Annotated in this window: 15 protein-coding genes; 7 read left to right on the forward strand and 8 right to left on the reverse strand. The window is 67.5% G+C overall.

All coding sequences use genetic code 11. The features are described 5' to 3' along the window. The first annotated feature begins 23 nt into the window (after positions 1 to 23). Positions 24 to 887, forward strand: coding sequence for a DUF481 domain-containing protein (locus tag HBF32_RS14205; protein WP_166700252.1), 864 nt, complete (start codon positions 24 to 26; stop codon positions 885 to 887). Positions 888 to 989: 102 nt separating this feature from the next. Here HBF32_RS14205 and hemC read toward each other — a convergent pair whose 3' ends face one another. The 4 genes from hemC to HBF32_RS14225 form a co-directional block, all read right to left on the reverse strand. Then, positions 990 to 1,910, reverse strand: a complete 921-nt coding sequence (hemC, locus tag HBF32_RS14210; protein WP_166700253.1) for a hydroxymethylbilane synthase — start codon at positions 1,908 to 1,910, stop codon at positions 990 to 992. A 71-nt stretch (positions 1,911 to 1,981) separates the two neighbouring features. Next, positions 1,982 to 2,689, reverse strand: a complete 708-nt coding sequence (locus HBF32_RS14215; protein ID WP_166700254.1) for a LytR/AlgR family response regulator transcription factor — start codon at positions 2,687 to 2,689, stop codon at positions 1,982 to 1,984. Further along, on the reverse strand, positions 2,667 to 3,722 hold the full coding sequence (locus tag HBF32_RS14220; protein WP_166700255.1) for a sensor histidine kinase: 1,056 nt from the start codon (positions 3,720 to 3,722) through the stop codon (positions 2,667 to 2,669). Before HBF32_RS14220 ends, HBF32_RS14215 begins: the two co-directional genes overlap by 23 nt. A 74-nt stretch (positions 3,723 to 3,796) precedes the next feature. Then, positions 3,797 to 4,465 (reverse strand): alpha/beta hydrolase, encoded by a 669-nt coding sequence (locus tag HBF32_RS14225; protein ID WP_166700256.1) that lies wholly within the window; start codon positions 4,463 to 4,465, stop codon positions 3,797 to 3,799. 207 nt (positions 4,466 to 4,672) lie between these two features. Here HBF32_RS14225 and HBF32_RS14230 point away from each other — a divergent pair, with 207 nt between their 5' ends. After that, positions 4,673 to 5,302, forward strand: a complete 630-nt coding sequence (locus tag HBF32_RS14230) for a class I SAM-dependent methyltransferase (RefSeq protein ID WP_166700257.1) — start codon at positions 4,673 to 4,675, stop codon at positions 5,300 to 5,302. Between the two features lie 2 nt (positions 5,303 to 5,304). Further along, positions 5,305 to 6,228 (forward strand): PNPOx family protein, encoded by a 924-nt coding sequence (locus HBF32_RS14235; protein WP_166700258.1) that lies wholly within the window; start codon positions 5,305 to 5,307, stop codon positions 6,226 to 6,228. On the opposite strand, the gene HBF32_RS14240 is transcribed toward HBF32_RS14235, so the two are convergent. The 4 genes from HBF32_RS14240 to HBF32_RS14255 all read right to left on the reverse strand — a co-directional run bounded on the left by HBF32_RS14240 (position 6,225) and on the right by HBF32_RS14255 (position 10,377). Further along, positions 6,225 to 7,334 (reverse strand): glutathionylspermidine synthase family protein, encoded by a 1,110-nt coding sequence (locus tag HBF32_RS14240; protein ID WP_166700259.1) that lies wholly within the window; start codon positions 7,332 to 7,334, stop codon positions 6,225 to 6,227. The genes HBF32_RS14235 and HBF32_RS14240 overlap by 4 nt on opposite strands. Continuing rightward, the gene (locus HBF32_RS14245; RefSeq protein ID WP_166700260.1) at positions 7,334 to 7,789 is read right to left on the reverse strand and encodes a hypothetical protein; all 456 of its coding nucleotides are present in this window, start codon (positions 7,787 to 7,789) and stop codon (positions 7,334 to 7,336) included. Before HBF32_RS14245 ends, HBF32_RS14240 begins: the two co-directional genes overlap by 1 nt. An 11-nt stretch (positions 7,790 to 7,800) precedes the next feature. Beyond that, complete coding sequence (locus HBF32_RS14250; RefSeq protein WP_166700261.1) at positions 7,801 to 8,205, reverse strand: DUF350 domain-containing protein; 405 nt, start codon at positions 8,203 to 8,205, stop codon at positions 7,801 to 7,803. Between the two features lie 69 nt (positions 8,206 to 8,274). Next, positions 8,275 to 10,377, reverse strand: coding sequence for a prolyl oligopeptidase family serine peptidase (locus tag HBF32_RS14255; RefSeq protein WP_166700262.1), 2,103 nt, complete (start codon positions 10,375 to 10,377; stop codon positions 8,275 to 8,277). Positions 10,378 to 10,538: 161 nt separating this feature from the next. Here HBF32_RS14255 and HBF32_RS14260 point away from each other — a divergent pair, with 161 nt between their 5' ends. The 4 genes from HBF32_RS14260 to kdpB all read left to right on the forward strand — a co-directional run bounded on the left by HBF32_RS14260 (position 10,539) and on the right by kdpB (position 17,033). Next, entirely contained in the window at positions 10,539 to 12,941 is a 2,403-nt protein-coding gene (locus HBF32_RS14260) for a S9 family peptidase (protein ID WP_166700263.1), read from the forward strand. Positions 12,942 to 13,149: 208 nt separating this feature from the next. Then, positions 13,150 to 13,242 (forward strand): K(+)-transporting ATPase subunit F, encoded by a 93-nt coding sequence (gene kdpF / locus HBF32_RS14265; RefSeq protein WP_166700264.1) that lies wholly within the window; start codon positions 13,150 to 13,152, stop codon positions 13,240 to 13,242. After that, the gene (gene kdpA / locus HBF32_RS14270; RefSeq protein ID WP_166700265.1) at positions 13,239 to 14,960 is read left to right on the forward strand and encodes a potassium-transporting ATPase subunit KdpA; all 1,722 of its coding nucleotides are present in this window, start codon (positions 13,239 to 13,241) and stop codon (positions 14,958 to 14,960) included. The genes kdpF and kdpA overlap by 4 nt, the downstream gene beginning before the upstream one ends. Before the next feature lie 3 nt (positions 14,961 to 14,963). Then, positions 14,964 to 17,033: a potassium-transporting ATPase subunit KdpB gene (gene kdpB, locus HBF32_RS14275; protein ID WP_166700266.1), complete on the forward strand. Its 2,070-nt coding sequence runs from the start codon at positions 14,964 to 14,966 to the stop codon at positions 17,031 to 17,033. Positions 17,034 to 17,037 lie beyond the last annotated feature (4 nt).

Below are 17,037 nucleotides of genomic sequence, written 5' to 3' on the forward strand. Positions count from 1 at the left end.
CCCTTCCACAATACGGGTAGACGATGAAAAAACTCCTTATCGCCACGCTCGTCCTCGCCGCACTGCCCTTCACGGCATCGGCCCAGGACGCCAATGCCAACGCCAACGCGAATTCGGATGCCTCCCAGAATGGCGGCTGGACGGGCTCCGGCGAATTCGGCTTCGCCTCCTCCCGCGGCAACTCCCGTTCGGAGAACGCCAACGCCAAACTGGGACTCAGCCAGGAAAACGAGGTCTGGAAGAACAACTTCTTCCTCAACGGCCTGCGTTCCAAGGGCGAGGTTTCGGTCGAGGACGGCGCCGGCAACACGGTCGACAAGTTCAGCACCACGGCCAACCGTTACGACACGGGTGCGTCGGTGGGCTACAAGTTCGATCCGCGCAGCTATGTGGTGACGGCGGCTCGCTACGAGCACGACGACTTCGGCGCCAATCTCTGGCAGGGCATCATCTCGGTCGGCTACGGCTATATCGCGCTGAAGAACGAGCGTGCCGAGCTGTCGTTCGAAATCGGCCCCGGTTTCAAGCGCTACCAGCCGGCGAAGTCCGAACGCGCCCTGCTCGGCCCCGACGGCACGCCGGTGGTGGACGCCGACGGCAACACCGTGAGCGAAACCTACACGCCGGACGCCGAGAGCGAAGTGGTCGGCCGCGGCCTGGTCAATGCCAAGTACCGCCTCACCGACAACACGGCGCTGGAAGACACGCTGCTGATGGAAGCGGGCTCCAAGAACCAGTACTACCAGAACGACATCGGTCTTTCGGTCAGCATGACGAAGAAGATGGCACTGAAGGTGGGCTACCAGATCCGTTACAACAGCGACACCCAGCCCGGCACGCAGAGCACCGACAAGCTCACGACGACGAATCTCGTCTACAACTTCTGAGGGCCTGTACCTGTAGGAGCCGCTCTAGCGGCGAGGGAACCTGCCTCGCCGCTTCATCGCTTCGCAGGCTTCTCGCGGCCATAGCGGCTCCTACAGTTCCATTCAGCGCTGCGGCTTCAGGAATTCCTCGGCGCCCAGCGACAGCAGCATCGCCGCCACCTCGTGGCCCAGCGTCACCGGCGTGTCGTTCTTGCTGTCGGCCTGCGCGCGCAGAAGCTCGCCGGTGGCCGCGTTACCCACCACGCCGTGCAGGGTGAGTCCGTGTTCCGCCACCACGCACCAGGCGCCGATCGCCACGGCGCAGCTGCCGCCCAGCTTCTCGTTCATGGCCCGCTCCGCGTCCACCGCGATGCGCGTCTCCGGGTCGTCCAGTGCCGCCATGAGTTCGCCCACGCGTACGTCGGCCTCGCGCGATTCGACGGCAATCGCGCCCTGTCCCGGTGCGGACAGCCAGTCGGGGCTGGCCAGGCGATGGCTGATGCGTCCGGCCATGCCGAGCCGCTCGACACCGGCGCAGGCCAGAACGATCGCGTCGTAGTGACCGTCGTCGAGTTTCGCCAGGCGCGTGTTCACATTGCCGCGCAGGTCCAGCAGCTGCAGGTCCGGGCGCAGCGCGCGCGCCTGTGCCTGACGGCGCAGCGACGAGGTGCCGACACGGGCGCCGTTCGGAAGGTCCGCCAGCGTCGCGTAGTCGTTGCTGATGAAGGCGTCCGCGGCATCGGCGCGCGGCAGGATCGCCGAAAGCACGAAGCCCGGCTCCAGCTCGGCCGGTACGTCCTTCAGCGAGTGCACGGCGATGTCGGCCCGGCCGTCGAGGATCGCAACCTCCAGTTCCTTCAGGAACAGGCCCTTGCCGCCGATCGTCGCCAGGGAACGGTCGAGGATCTCGTCGCCGCGCGTGGACAGCGGCACCAGTTCCACGACCAGGCCCGGATGCGCCTGACGCAGCAGGGTGGCCACGTGTTCGGCCTGCCAGAGGGCCAGTGCGCTTTTGCGGGTGGCGATGCGGAGCGGTGCGGTCATTGCTTTCCAGCCGGGACGAAACGGACGAAGGCGGGAATTGTCCCGCAAACCGGCGGCGCGCGCAGCGACCCTTATGTCGCCCGCAACAGCTGCCGAACCGCCGGCAGATTGCGCCGGCTGACTTCCGGCGCCACCTCGGTGCCCGACAGCCGCGCGAGCACGCGGCCATCCGGCAGCGTTTTCAGGCCTTGCAGGCGGGATCGCGGAACCAGGCAATTGCGGTGCAGGCGGACCAGCCGCTCGCCGTGCGCCGCTTCCAGCTGGCGCAGCGATTCGTCGATCAGCCACATGCCGCCGGCATGGTGCACGGCCACGTATTTCTCGTCCGCCAGCAGGTAGAGCACGTCGTCCAGCGCCACGCGTACCTCGTCGCCGCCGCTGCGCGCGCGCAGCCACGCACCGCGCTCCGGGCGCGGCGACGGGCGGCGCGCGGCGGCACGGTCGAGCGCCTCGTCCAGGCGTTCCGCGCGGACCGGTTTCAGGACGTAATCTGTGGCGCCGAGTTCGAACGCGCTGAGGGCATGCTGTTCGTAGGCCGTGCAGAACACGACCTGCGGCGGTGCGGGCAGGCCCGCGAGCCGTCGCGCGGCCGCCGTGCCGGTCAGGCCGGGCATCTCCACATCGAGCAGGACGAGGTCCGGCGCGAGTTCGACACAGGCCTCGAGCATCGCCTCGCCGTCGGCGACCTCGCCGACGACGGTCACGTCGCTGCGCCGTGCCAGCAGGCCGCGCAGGCGAACCCGCGCGAGCGGCTCGTCATCGGCGATCAGTACGCGCATGCGCGGCCTCCGGCAGGAACACGCTGACGACGAAACGGCCGTCGCGCGCCTGCGCACTCACCGTGGCACGTTCGCCGAAGTGGAAACGTACCCGCTCGCGCACATTGCGCAGGCCATGCCCATTGCCCGGCGTGGCCGGTGTGCCACCCAGGGGATTGTCCACCACGAGCTCCACGCCGCCCGGAACCCGATGGCCGCCGAGACGGATGGTGCCGCCTGCGCGGAGCGGCTGCACGCCGTGGCGTATGGCGTTCTCCACCAGCGGCTGGAGAAGCAGGTGCGGCAACGGGAGGTCCGCCGGCAGGTCGATGTCGCGCTCCACGCGAAGGCGGTCGCCGAGACGCAGCGCCTCGATCTCCAGGTAGCGGTCGACCAGCGACCATTCCTCGCCCAGCGTGCCCAGCGAAGCCTGGTCGCTGCCCAGCGCCGCGCGGAACAGCTCGGCCAGGTTTTCCACCGTACGCTCGGCGGCATCCGGATCCACGCGAATGAGCGCCGCCACCGCGTTCATGCTGTTGAAGAGGAAATGCGGGCGGATGCGCGCCTGCAGCGCGGCCACCTGCGCCTGCGCCGCGGCGGCCACACGCACCTGCCATTGCGCCACCACGTAGAAATAGCGCAGCAGGCCTGCGCCAAGCAGCCCGGTGGCGAGCATGCTGTCGCGGACGAAGCGGAAGCCCGAAGCGGGGCTGAGGCCCGCCCCGAGGTTGCGGTCGATCCACCCGAGCACGGCGGCGCTCGCGCCCACCGTGATCACCAGCAGCAGCCATACGGCGGCATAAGGCAGGAGCCAGGGTAGCCGCTGCATCCAGGGGCGCAGCTTGCACAGCGCCACGGTGAGGAGGATCGACAGCCAGCTCGTGAAGAGTACCGCGATGCTGTAGTCGCGCAGGTCGCCGTCGTTCCCCGGCGCCAGCCACATCAGCGTGACCGTGAGCGCGCCGACGACCAGCAGGGCGAACAGCACCGGCAGGCTGCAGAAATCCGGCAGCGGGGCGGAAGGCTGGCGCGGATTGTGAGGGTCCCCTGGCATGCGGCGAGTATGCCGGAAGCCGGCCCAAACGCTGCTAGCGGTCGGTCACGAAACCTGGCTCCTGCAGGGTGGCATCAGGCCTCGGCGAAGCGTTCCGACAGCCAGGCGCGGATGTCCGCGATCTCCGGCATGCTCACCTGGTGGCCCATGGGGTAGGTGTGCCAGTCGATCCGATGGCCCAGAGCTTCCAGGGCCTGGCGCGACTGCTCGCCGAGGACCATCGGCACGATGGGATCGGCGCTGCCGTGGCCCCAGAAGATCGGCGTGGCATGGTTCGCTCCGCTGCGTTCGGCCTCGATGGTGTCGTGCAGCGGGAGATAGGCGGACAGCACCAGGATGCCGGCGAGCGATTCGCGATGACGCAGGCCGGCGGCCAGGGCCATCGCGCCGCCCTGCGAGAACCCGGCCAGCACGATCCGCGACGGTGGCACGCCGCGCTCCACTTCGCGCGCTATCAGCGCCTCCACCTCGCCGATCGAGGCGCGGATACCGGGAGCGTCCTGTTTGTCGGCGATGGCGAGGCCCTTGATGTCGTACCAGGCGCGCATCGGCACCCCGTTATTCACCGTGATCGGCCGCACCGGTGCGTGCGGGAACACGAAGCGGACCCCCGGCCACGCCGTGTCGACCAGTTCCGGCACGATGGGAGCGAAATCGTTGCCGTCGGCACCCAGGCCGTGCAGCCAGATGACCGACCAGGTCGGCGAGGGGCGGGTTTCGTGTTCGACGGTGGGCAGGGGCATCGACAAAGGACTCCTTTCAGAACCCCGCATCGTAACAGCCCACCCTTGCAGGAGCCGCTATAGCGGTGAGGGGAACCTGCCTCGCCGCTTCATCGCTTCGTCGGCTTCTCGCCGCTATAGCGGCTCCTACAGGGGGCGGCGGGGGTTGGGCGAAACCTTTCCGGAGCTCGGAAGCACTTACCCTTATCGACGTAAGGGCGGTCGCAAATGCATACCGGGGAGCAGTACCACCAGTTCTTCCTGACTTCCAGGCGCGAGGTGGCCGTACGCGACCGCTTCCGGGAGCTGGCGCTGGGCCTTCTGGCGAAAGGTGCCGACGTGCTCGATTTCGGCGCCGGCACGGGCATCGACGCCAAGGCCTACGTTGCCAACGGCCACCGTACCTTCGTCCATGAGCCGTCGCCGTCGATGCGTGGCCACCTCGAGCTTTACTGTCACGACGAGGTCGCCAGGGGCGCGGTGGTCTGCGTCGACGCGGACCTTCCGTGCCGTGTCGACGCGGTGACCGCCAACTTCGCCGTGTTGAACCATATCGCCGATCAGACGCCGCTTTTCGAACAGCTGTACACCGTGGTCAACCCCGGCGGATTCGTTCTCGCCAGCATGCTCAACCCGTACTTCCTGGGCGATGCGCGATACGGCTGGTGGCGAAGGAACCTCTTCAACCTGTTTCGCCATGGCTTCTATTCGTTCGAGACGGAAAGCGGCATCCATCGCTTCGCCCCGCGCGTGCCGGAGCGTGCGGCCGCGCCATACTTTCGCCTGGAGCGCAGGCTCCCCGGCGGATTCGGCATGTTGACCGAACCGTACCTCTTCCTTCTCTTCCGGCGAACCTGAGCATGTTGCGGAAAGCGATCGGGCGAATCGTGCCCTCCGTGCCGCAGTGGGCGACGGTCGCCGTCGATCCCGCGGAACGGTACGTGAGGGCGGAGTTGCACTGGGAAGGCGGTCATGCGGACGCCACCCGGGACCACACCGTCGCCTCGCTCAACCCGTTGACGATCGCGACCGGCATCGATGCCGGCACGCATCCGCTGCTGCGCTACCACGATAGCCACACCGGGAGTCTCCTCGGGCAGTTGCGTCTTCGCAAGGAAGGCCGCATCGCGGTCGATCGCGCCGGAGTCCACCTGTACCGGGTCGAGAAAGGCGAGCATTACTGCCTCGGTTGGCCGCTTCGTCCGCTGACGGCATGGCGCCAGAACCGGAACATGCTCAGGCACCGGTCCACGAACCATCTGAACATGGAGCCGGCGGCCGCGCAGCAACTGATGATCGCCTACCTGCCTCCGCGTCCCGTCGTCCTGGTGTCGCTGGAAACGGAAGGCCACCGCAACATCTTCCCCATGGACCTCATCGGACCGCTCGAAAGCAGCGGTCTTTTCTCGCTCGCCCTGCGCAGCAGCAATGTATCGGAGCCGACGATGCGCACCCTGCGCCGGTTGGCCCTCTCGCACCCGCCCGCGTCGATGAAACCGACGGTCTACCAGTTGGCGCGCCACCACAGGGAGGCAGTCACGGCCTGGAACGAACTTTCCTTCCCTCTGAGCCGGTCGCCCGGGTTCGACATTCCGACGGTCGCATCGGCGCTCCGCATAGAGGAGCTGACCATCGTCCACAGCGAGGCGATCGGCTCGCATACGTTCTTCCTTTGTCGCATCGTCTCGTCCGACGGCATGGGCACCGGTGCGCAGCTTCATCATACGGCGGGCTTCCACCAGCACCGCCGACGCCGCCAGGGGATGCCGTTCCCGGAAGTCTAGTGTCCCTGGCGAAACCGGTGCGGCACGAAGCAGCTCGTATTGCGCGTGATCCGGTCGTCGTCTTCGCGGATGCCGATGCCGGCGGGTTCGTCGCCGATCACCCAGGACCCCACCAGCGCGTGCCGCCCATCGAACACGGGCAGGGGCGCGAGCGACTGGTAGACATGAAGCGGCTTGTCCTCGCCGCGTTCGTTCACACCGAGCACGACGATGCCGTCGCCCTCGCGGCCCCAGTACGGCTTCGCCACCACGGGACCGTCGACGTGCGCACGCGTGCGGCTCGCGGGCAGCAGGTTCGGATGCCCCGGAAAGAATTCCCAAAGCAGTGGAAGGATCGCCTTGTTCGACAGCAGCATCTTCCACGGCGGCTCGAGCCAGCGCGTTCCGCTGTGCGGGATGTGCGTGGCGAATGGCTCGCTCATCAGCCACTCCCACGGATACAGCTTGAACAGGCGGTCGATCGGGCGGTCGGCCAGGTCGATGAACGCCTTGCCGGACCAGCCGATTTCCTCGATATCGAGCGGTTGCACGTCGTATCCCGCCTGGACGCAGGTATCCAGCAGGTAGTCCGTGGTGGTGCCGTCCTCGGGATTGTCGTAGCAGGCCGCGAAGTGCACGCGCGGTCCACCGCCGATCTCCCGCCAGCGTGCGATGAGTTTCTCGTGGATCGAATTGAACTGGTCCGCCTCGGGCGCGACGTCCTCCAGCCAGTACCACTGGACTACCGAGGCTTCGAAGAGCGACGTGGGCGTATCCGCGTTGTATTCGAACAGCTTCGGTGGCGAACGGCCGTCGAAGGAGAGGTCCATCCGGCCATAGAGCGAGGGATCGCGATCGAACCAGCTGCGTTCCGCCAGGCGCGCCGCATCGTCGGGGAGGCCGAGATCGGCGTAGCGGCCGGCGCGGACGATACGGTCGACGGCTTCCAGGCACAGGGAGTGGAGCTCGGCCGTTGCCGTTTCCAGCATGGCGATCGCGGATTCGTCGAAGACGTAGCAGGCATCCTCGCGCCAGTAAGGCCTGCCGTCGAGCGTGTGGAAACCGAAGCCGATCGCCTCCACGCGATGCTGCCAGCCGGCGCGCGGCTCGATGCGTTCGCGCCGCATCAGCCTCCCCTTGCGGAGACGCGTCCCGAGGAGCCGAAGCCGCCACGGCGGCCGAAGTCCATCGAGGAAGGTCCATGACCGTTAAAGCCGGCCCCGGAGGCGAAGCTGCGTCCGGGGCCGGGATCGCCCTTGATCGGGCCATTGCGCCAGTCGCTGCGATACCAGGGGCCGTAATAGTGATAGCCCCCGTAGTGGCCGCCGCTGCCTCCGTTCGAGGACACCGCGGTGTCCCGCGTGCATTGCCCGCTGGCGTAATCGTGCTCGCAATCCTCCAGCGTCTCGTAACCGTTCCGCTGCACGTCCTTGCCGCCGAACGCCATGAAACCCACGGCCGCCACGCCGAGCGCGCCCAGGGCCACGCTCACGGAACGCTTCCGCAGCAACGGATCGGGCGGCGCATGGAACGAAGGGTGCCTGGCGACCGGTGGCTGCGAGGCACGGATGTCCTTTTTCATGCCGTCACCCTTCAGTAGGACATGGCGGCGGCGTTGATCGCGCCGACGCAGGCCGCGACCACCGCGACGAACAGCGCCACCGAACGCACGTCGCCTTCGATCTTGCTGCGCAGGTCGCGCACCACCAGGCGAAGCACGAAATGGGTCAGCAGTTGCACCACCCAGGCCACCAGCCCCCAGAGGGCGAGGTCCAGCAGGCTGACGCTGTGCGCGATCGCGCTGGCAAGCGGTTGCACGAAGCCGACGGCGGCGCCGCCGAGGCTGAGGGCGGCGGCGAGGTTGCCGTCGCGGATCAACGCCATTTCCCGCTGGGGGGTGATCCAGATGTAGGTCACCAGGAAGGCGACGAAGTACAAGGCACCGAGAGCCAGGTAGGCCACGAAGGCGGGAAGGGCGAACAGGTCCGACACGATCACGAAGGCTTCCTTGGCGACGCGGCCACCACCGGCCGCGCCGCCAATATAGGCGAAGCGCGCGACCCGCCGTTACTCCCCGAGGCCCAATTCGGTCGCGAAGAACGTCATCGCCAGCGCCTGGTTGCCCACGCGCTGGCTGAAGGGCGCGCCGATGCCGTGACCCGCGTTCATGCGGGTGAGCAGGAGCACCGGCTGGCCGGAGCTGCTGGCGTCCTGCAACGCCGCGGCGAACTTGCGCGACTGCCAGGGCGCCACGCGCGGATCGTTGGCGCCGGTGGTCAGCAGAACGGCCGGGTACTTCGCGCCCTTCTTCACGTTATGCAGGGGCGAATAGGCCAGCATCGCCTTCGCCAGCACGGGATCGGACACGCTACCGTATTCGCTCACGTTGTACGGACCGTTGGCGAAGGCCGTCTCGTGGCGCGGTACGTCGTAGATACCCACGGCGCCGACCACGGCGCGGTACTGCTCCGGATGCTGCGTGAGCGCCGCGCCCATCAGCAGGCCGCCATTGCTGCCACCGAGGATGCCGAGGTGCTTCGTGTCGGTCCACTTCGTATCGATCAGCGCCTGCGAGGCCGCATAGAAATCGTCGAACACGTTCTGCTTGCGCGTCTTCTGACCCTGCTCGTGCCACGCCTCGCCGAACTCGTTACCGCCACGGATGTTGGCGTAGGCGAGCACGCCGCCGCGTTCCAGCCAGGCGAGGTTTGCCCCGATGAAGCCCGGCGTCACCGGAATGCCGAAGCCGCCATAGCTGTAGAGGATGGTCGGGCGCTTGCCGTTCGGCGACGTGCCGTCCATCGCGATCACCGTCACCGGGATCTTCGTGCCGTCCTTCGAGGTGCCTTCCACCCGCGTGACGCGCACCTTCGAATAGTCGGCGGCGGGCTTCACTTCGAAGATGGTCTTCACCGCGCCGGTGGCGCCGTCGTACTCGGCCCAATGCGTCGGCTGGGTCCAGCCGGCATAGGTGATCAGCGCCTTGCCCTGACCCTTTTCGGCGGCGACGCCACCGATGGCGATACCCGTGGCGGGCAACGGCACGCGGCGCACGAAGCCGGCCCTGGCGTCGTACTGGTCGGCCCACCAGTCGGGGCCGGCGCTGCGCACGACGAGGAAACCGTCGCCTAGCGCGGTCACGTGCTGGATGGCGCCCTTGCCCTCGGCGAGGACGTCGGTGGCCTTGCCGTCCGCCCCGATCGCGACGACCTTTCCGCGCGGCGCGCCCGCGAAGGTGACGACGTAGAGGCGGTCGCCCACCCAGCTCGCCGCGCGCACGTCCGCTTCGCGGCCGAGCACACGCCTGAAGGAACCGTTGCCCTCGCGCAGGTAGACCTCGGCCGGACCGCCGTCGCCCTCGTTGGCGAGCAGTGCCGTGGCCTTGCCGCCCGCGTCCTCCTTGAGGATGTACTCGGCCACGTGCGAGTAACCCTTGCCGAATACCACCTTGTCCTTCGCCGCCGGTTGACCGATGACGTGGTGGGCAAGGTAGGCATCGAATTCGCGGAGCGGCTTGCCGGCCGCCGGGGCGTCGAAGCGCGCATAGGTCACGCCCTTCTCGTCGGCATCCCAGGCCAGCGCCTGCGGCGTGGTGCCGCCGCCGGCGAAGGGCAGCACGTCGCCCAGCGGTTTGCCGGTGTTCGTGTCGAGGATATGGATGGTGGTCAGCTCGCTACCGCCCTCGGCCGTGCCGTAGGCGAGGTAGCGGCCGCTGGGCGACGGCCAGTAAGCGGTGATCGCGGTGCTGCCGTCGCCCTGGTTGAGGTCGACGAGGGTGCGCGTCTTGCCGTCCGGCCAGGCTTTCGCGACCAGTACCGGCTGCGGCTGCGGCGGCGTGTTCTCGAAATAGAAAAGCGTGCCGCCCGCCAGCGTCGGCGAGGAGCGCGTGGTGGAAGTGATCGACAGCTCGCGGATGCGGTTGCTCAGCGTCTTGCCCAGCGGCATGGCGCCGATGGCAGCCTCGGTGTAGGCGTTCTGCGCGTCGATCCACTGCTTCACGTCAGCCGCCGCCGAGTTCTCCAGCCAGCGGTACGGATCGTTCACGGGCTGGCCCGCAAGCGTTTCCGAAACCATCCGCTTCGGCGTCGGCGGCGGAGGGGACGTGGCGGCGTGGGCGCCGAAGGCGAAGAGAAGGCTGGCGGCGAGCAGGCGGGGGACGAGGACGCGCATTGGGTTGGACTCCCGTAGAGGATTTCCGAGGGTAGCACCCCTGTAGGAGCCGCTATAGCGGCGAGGGGAACCTGCCTCGCCGCTTCGTCGCTTCGTGGGCTTCTCGCCGCTATAGCGGCTCCTACAAGGTAAGCTCGCGGGTTTTAGGCTGGACTCTTTCGATGCGCGTACTCGCCGCCGCCCTGATCACCGCCCTCGCCGCGGCCCCTGCACTGGCCGCACAGCCGCCGCTCGACATGGAAACGATCATGGCCGATCCGGATTGGATCGGGCCGCCGGTGGAGGACGCCTACTGGAGCGTGGACGGCAGCCAGGTCTACTACTCGCTGAAGCACGACGGCACGCCGGTGCGCGACCTCTGGCGGGTGGCCGCGGACGGCGGCACGCCGGAGCGCCTCGACCCGGCGGCGGTCGCGAAGGCCGACGGCGGCAAGCCGGTATTCGACCGCGACCGTCGCCATGCCGCCTTCGTCCACCATGGCGACATCCTCCTGCGCGACCTTGCCAGCGGCACCACCGTGCAGGTGACGCGAAGCGGTGCGAAGGAGCGCGACCCGCGCTTCTCCCTCGACGGGCGGCTGCTCACCTTCCGCGCCGACAACGACTGGTTCGCGTATGCCGTGGCCGGTGGTCCGGTGTCGCAGGTAGCCGACCTGGAAGCGAAGGACGATCCGGAGGCGAAGAAGTCCGACGGACTGACCGACGACCAGCAGGCGCTGTTCAAGACGCTGCGCGACCTGCGATCCGACGAAAAAGCGATGGCGGCGGATGCCGACGCCCTTTCGGCCGCCGATCCGGGGCGCGCGCCGAAGCCGTTCTGGCTGGGCAAGAACGTGAGCATCGTGGATACCTCGCTGTCGCCGGACGGTCGCTGGATGATCGTGGTGACCGAGGCCAAGGACGCGGACAAGGGCAAGGTCGCCGACCTCACGCATTACGTGACCGATTCCGGATACGCGGAGCCCGAGGCGACGCGCAGCTACGTGGGAAGGAAGGATCCCGCGCCGCAGTCCCTGCGCTTGCTCGACCTGAAGACGCATGCGAGCTACGACCTCGACACGAAGACCCTGCCGGGCATCGGCGACGATCCGCTGGCCGAGATCCGTGCGAAGACCGTGGCGGCGCTGCGCAAGGAGGGCAGGAAGGAACGCGCCGACGAACTCGCCGCTCCGGCGAAGCGGCCGGCGATCGTCAACGCCGAGTACAGCCCGGGCATCGTCTGGAGCGACGACGGCCGCGAAGCGGCCGTGCAGCTGCGCGCCATCGACAACAAGGATCGCTGGATCGCCACCGTCGACTTCGACCGCCATGCCCTGGTCTCGCAGCATCGACTGACCGACAAGGCCTGGATCAACTGGGACGGCAACGACTTCGGCTGGCTACGCGATGGACGCACGCTCTGGTACCTGAGCGAGGAATCCGGCTACGCGCAGCTGTACACGCGTCCCCTTGGGGGCAAGGCCACGGCGCTGACCGCGGGCCGCTTCGAGGTCGATCACCCGGTGTTGAGCCCCGACGGTTCGCGCTTCTACGTGCGTACGAACAAGGTCGCACCCTATAGCTATGACATCTACGCCGTGCCGGCGAAGGGTGGCGAGCTTGCCCGCATCACGCACTTCGAGGGTCTCGACGATTTCACGCTTTCGCCGGACGGGAGCCGCCTCGCCGTCCTGCATTCTTCGCCCTACGTTCCCTCCCAGCTGGCAACGATCGGGGTGGATGGCTCGGCGCCGCGCGAGCTGACCGATACGCGCAAGCCGGCCTACAAGGCGCGCGAGTGGATCGCGCCGAAGATCGTCCAGGTGCCCTCGAAGCACGGCGCAGGCACGATCTGGGCGAAGTTCTACGGCCCGGCCGACGCGGCCGCGGCGGCCTCGCGCCCGGCGGTGATCTTCGTCCACGGTGCCGGCTACCTGCAGAACGTACACCTGTCCTACCCGTCGTACTTCCGTGAGCAGATGTTCCACAACCTGTTGGTGCAGCGCGGCTACGTGGTGCTGGACATGGACTATCGCGCTTCGAAGGGCTACGGCCGCGACTGGCGAACGGCGATCTACCGGCAGATGGGTCATCCCGAACTGGACGACCTGCTCGACGGCAAGGCCTGGCTGGTGGCGAACCATGGCGTGGACCCGAAGCGCGTGGGTATCTATGGCGGCAGCTACGGCGGCTTCATGACGTTGATGGCCCTGCTGCGCGCGCCGGGCGAGTTCGCCGCGGGCGCCGCGTTGCGTCCGGTCACGGACTGGACCAGCTACAACCATGAGTACACCTCGAACATCCTCAACGATCCGCAGCTGGACCCGGAGGCGTACAAGACCAGCTCGCCGATCCATTACGCCGAGGCGCTCGCCGATCCGCTGCTGATCGAGCATGGCCTGATCGACGACAACGTGCTGGCCAGCGACTCCATCCGCCTGTACCAGCGTTTCATCGAGCTGCACAAGACGAATTTCTGGATGTCGCTGTATCCGTTGGAGCGGCATGGGTTCGTGCATGCGGACTCGTGGTATGACGAGTACCGGCGGATCGACGAACTGTTCCGGGAGAGGTTGGAAAAGTAGGAAATCGCTAAAATTTACGCAAACGTTACGCCGCCCTCCGGTATCGATACACCGTAGATATCGCCCCAGGCGAACAATGCGCACCGTCCTTTCCGACGGAACGCCATCGTGGAATTCCTGTACGTCCTCCTCGTCATCGTGCTTACGGCCATGACGATCGGCTTCCTCATGATCTGCGACCGGCTGGGTCGCCGCTGAGGTAGCCGCCATGTCCTTCATCTATATCGTCGCCATGGTCATCGCCGTGGCGCTCGCGGGCTATCTGTGCGTCGCCCTCCTCAAGCCGGAGTGGTTCGAATGACCGCCAACGATTTCTTCCAGATCGGCCTCTACCTGGTCGTCTTGCTGGCGCTCGTGAAACCGGTAGGCCGCTACATGGCCCTCGTCTTCGCCGACGAGCCCAACCGGGTGACCCGCTTCGGCGCGGGCGCGGAGCGCCTGCTGTATCGCCTCTCCGGCATCCGTGCCGACGAGGACATGGGCTGGAAGCGCTATGCCCTCGCCATGCTGGTCTTCAACGTGGCCGGCGTGGCGGCGGTGTACCTGCTCCAGCGCACCCAGCAGTGGCTGCCGCTGAACCCGCAGCACTTCGGGGCGGTGACGCCCGATTCCGCCATGAACACCGCCGTCAGTTTCGCGACGAACACCAACTGGCAGGGCTACGGCGGCGAGTCGACGATGAGTTACCTGACCCAGGCCCTTGGCCTGGCCGTGCAGAACTTCCTCTCGGCCGCCACCGGCATCGCGGTGCTGATCGCGGTGGTGCGTGGCTTCGCCCGGCGCGGGGTGAACGCCCTGGGCAACTTCTGGGTCGATGTCACCCGCACCACGCTGTACATCCTGCTGCCGTTCTCCCTGCTGATCGCGTTGCTGCTGGTGTCGCAGGGTGTCGTGCAGAACCTCTCGGCCTATGTCGACGCGACGACGCTGCAGCACGGCACGCAAACGCTGCCGATGGGCCCGGCCGCGTCGCAGACCGCGATCAAGATGCTGGGCACGAACGGCGGCGGCTTCTTCAACGCCAACTCCTCGCATCCTTTCGAGAACCCGACGCCGTTGTCGAACTTCATCGAGATGCTCTCGATCTTCCTGATCCCGGGTGCGCTCTGCTACACGTTCGGCAGCATGGTCGGGGACCGCCGCCAGGGCTGGGCGATCCTTGCGACCATGTTGCTCATCTTCGTCCCGCTGACGATCGGTGTCGTGGCCGCCGAGCAGGCCGGCAACCCGGCGCTGCACGGCCTGCACATCGATGCGCAGGCATCGGCCATGCAGAGCGGCGGCAACATGGAGGGCAAGGAAACCCGTTTCGGGATCGCCAGCTCCGGCCTGTTCGCCGCGATCACCACGGCGGCGTCGTGCGGCGCGGTGAACGCGATGCACGATTCGCTCACCCCGCTGGGCGGTCTGGTGCCGATGTGGTTGATGCAGCTGGGCGAAGTGGTCTTCGGTGGCGTCGGCTCGGGGCTGTACGGCATGCTGGCCTTCGCGGTGGTCGCCGTGTTCATCGCCGGCCTCATGGTGGGCCGGACGCCGGAATACCTGGGCAAGAAGATCGAAGCCCACGAGATGAAGATGGCGAGCCTCGCCGTGCTGATTCCGTGCGCCCTGGTGGTGGTGTGCACCGCCATCGCGGTGATGGTTCCCGCCGGGGTGGCGGGCATAGCGAATCCCGGCGCGCACGGCTTCAGCGAGATCCTGTACGCCGTGAGCTCGGCCTCGAACAACAACGGCAGCGCGTTCGGCGGTCTTTCGGCGAACACGCCGTTCTGGAACGTGCTGCTTGCCATCTGCATGTTCTTCGCCCGCTTCCCGTTGGCCATCGCCATGCTGGCCATGGCCGGCTCGCTCGCCGCCAAGCGGCACGTGCCGCCCTCGACGGGCACGCTGCCCACGCATACGCCGCTGTTCGTCGCGTTGCTGGCCTGCATCGTCATCGTCGTCGGCGCGCTCACCTTCCTCCCGGCGCTGGCCCTCGGGCCGATCGTCGAGCACCTCACGTCTCTCACGGGGCACTGATCCATGACCTCCCATGCCCATGCCGCGCGCGGTTTCGACCGCGCGATGGTGACGCGCGCCGTCGCCGACGCGTTCCTCAAGCTCAATCCGCGGATGCAGTTCCGCAATCCGGTGATGTTCGTCGTCTTCGTGTGCAGCATCCTGACCACCCTCCTGTGGGTACAGGCGCTGGCCGGTCACGGCGAAGCCCCCACGGCCTTCATCTTCTGGGTCGGCCTCTGGCTCTGGTTCACGCTGCTGTTCGCCAACTTCGCCGAAGCCCTGGCGGAGGGGCGTGGCAAGGCGCAAGCCGATGCGCTGCGGGGTTCGCGGCGTGACGTGGCGGCCAAGAAGCTCACCGCGCCGCGGCACGACGCGCAGGTCGTGTTTACCCCGTCGAGCGAATTGCGCACCGGTCATCACGTGCTGGTGGAAGCCGGCGACATCGTGCCGGGCGACGGCGATGTCGTGATCGGGGCGGCGAGCATCGACGAAAGCGCCATCACCGGCGAATCGGCACCGGTGATCCGCGAAGCCGGCGGCGACCGCAGCGCCGTCACCGGCGGCACCCGCGTACTGTCCGACTGGCTGGTCGTGCGCATCACGAGCAATCCCGGCGAGAGCTTCCTCGACCGCATGATCGCGATGGTGGAAGGTGCTTCGCGCCGCAAGACACCGAACGAGATCGCCCTCACCATCATGCTGGCGAAGTTCACCCTGATCTTCCTGCTGGCCTGCGCGACGCTCCTGCCTTATTCGATCTACAGCGTGCAGGCCGCCGGCAGCGGCAACCCGATCACGCTGACCGTGCTGGTGGCGCTCCTGGTGTGCCTCATTCCCACCACGATCGGCGCGCTGCTCTCGGCCATCGGCATCGCGGGCATGGACCGGATGATCCGCGCCAACGTGATCGCCACGTCGGGACGCGCGGTGGAAGCCGCCGGCGACGTGGACGTGCTGCTGCTGGACAAGACCGGCACCATCACGCTCGGCAATCGCCAGGCCGTGGCGTTCCATCCCGCCCCTGGCGTGGAAGTGCGCGAGCTCGCGGAGGCCGCCGAGCTCGCCTCGCGCGCCGACGAAACGCCGGAGGGCCGCAGCATCGTCGTGCTCGCCGAAGCGGCCTTCGGCATGCATGGCCGTCGCCGGGACGATGGCGCCACCTTCGTGCCCTTCACCGCGCAGACCCGGATGAGCGGCGTGGACATCGGCGTCCGTCACATCCGCAAGGGTGCGATCGACGCGGTCGAGCGTTACCTCGAAGCCCAGGACAGCCACATGCCGCCGCTCGTGAAGCGCATGGCCGAGGACGTGGCGCGGCGCGGCGCCACGCCGCTGATCGTGGTCGACGGCGCGCTGACGCTGGGCGTGGTCGAACTCAAGGACATCGTGAAGGACGGCATCAAGGAACGCTTCGCGGAAATGCGCCGCATGGGCATCCGCACGGTCATGATCACCGGCGACAACCCGCTCACCGCGGCCGCCATCGCCGCCGAAGCCGGCGTGGACGATTTCCTCGCCGAGGCGACGCCGGAAGCGAAGCTGAAACTGATTCGCGACATCCAGGCCGAGAACCGCCTGGTGGCCATGTGCGGCGACGGTACCAACGACGCACCCGCACTCGCCCAGGCCGACGTGGCCGTGGCGATGAACAGCGGTACCCAGGCGGCGAAGGAAGCCGGCAACATGGTCGACCTGGATTCCAATCCGACCAAGCTGATCGAGGTCGTCGCGATCGGCAAGCAGATGCTGATCACCCGCGGCGCGCTGACCACGTTCTCGATCGCCAACGACATCGCGAAGTACTTCGCGATCATCCCCGCGGCGTTCGCGACGACCTATCCGGCGCTCAACGCGCTGAACGTGATGCACCTCGCCACACCGCAGAGCGCCATCCTGTCGGCGGTGATCTTCAACGCGCTGATCATCGTCTTCCTCATTCCGCTCGCGCTCAAAGGCGTGGCCTACCGCGCACTGGGCGCAGGCCCCCTGCTCCGCCGCAACCTGCTGGTGTACGGCCTGGGCGGCGTCATCGTGCCCTTCGTCGGCATCAAGCTCGTCGACATGCTCCTGGTCCTCACGGGCCTGGCCTGACCGG

The sequence above is a fragment of the Luteibacter yeojuensis genome, assembly GCF_011742875.1.
Taxonomy (GTDB): Bacteria; Pseudomonadota; Gammaproteobacteria; order Xanthomonadales; family Rhodanobacteraceae; genus Luteibacter; species Luteibacter yeojuensis.

Coding starts and splice junctions, on each gene's coding strand:
- HBF32_RS14205 (WP_166700252.1), top strand. CDS start 24: ATGAAAAAACTCCTTATCGCCACGCTCGTCCTCGCCGCACTGCCCTTC.
- hemC (WP_166700253.1), bottom strand. CDS start 1,910: ATGACCGCACCGCTCCGCATCGCCACCCGCAAAAGCGCACTGGCCCTC.
- HBF32_RS14215 (WP_166700254.1), bottom strand. CDS start 2,689: ATGCGCGTACTGATCGCCGATGACGAGCCGCTCGCGCGGGTTCGCCTG.
- HBF32_RS14220 (WP_166700255.1), bottom strand. CDS start 3,722: ATGCCAGGGGACCCTCACAATCCGCGCCAGCCTTCCGCCCCGCTGCCG.
- HBF32_RS14225 (WP_166700256.1), bottom strand. CDS start 4,465: ATGCCCCTGCCCACCGTCGAACACGAAACCCGCCCCTCGCCGACCTGG.
- HBF32_RS14230 (WP_166700257.1), top strand. CDS start 4,673: ATGCATACCGGGGAGCAGTACCACCAGTTCTTCCTGACTTCCAGGCGC.
- HBF32_RS14235 (WP_166700258.1), top strand. CDS start 5,305: ATGTTGCGGAAAGCGATCGGGCGAATCGTGCCCTCCGTGCCGCAGTGG.
- HBF32_RS14240 (WP_166700259.1), bottom strand. CDS start 7,334: ATGCGGCGCGAACGCATCGAGCCGCGCGCCGGCTGGCAGCATCGCGTG.
- HBF32_RS14245 (WP_166700260.1), bottom strand. CDS start 7,789: ATGAAAAAGGACATCCGTGCCTCGCAGCCACCGGTCGCCAGGCACCCT.
- HBF32_RS14255 (WP_166700262.1), bottom strand. CDS start 10,377: ATGCGCGTCCTCGTCCCCCGCCTGCTCGCCGCCAGCCTTCTCTTCGCC.
- HBF32_RS14260 (WP_166700263.1), top strand. CDS start 10,539: ATGCGCGTACTCGCCGCCGCCCTGATCACCGCCCTCGCCGCGGCCCCT.
- kdpF (WP_166700264.1), top strand. CDS start 13,150: ATGTCCTTCATCTATATCGTCGCCATGGTCATCGCCGTGGCGCTCGCG.
- kdpA (WP_166700265.1), top strand. CDS start 13,239: ATGACCGCCAACGATTTCTTCCAGATCGGCCTCTACCTGGTCGTCTTG.
- kdpB (WP_166700266.1), top strand. CDS start 14,964: ATGACCTCCCATGCCCATGCCGCGCGCGGTTTCGACCGCGCGATGGTG.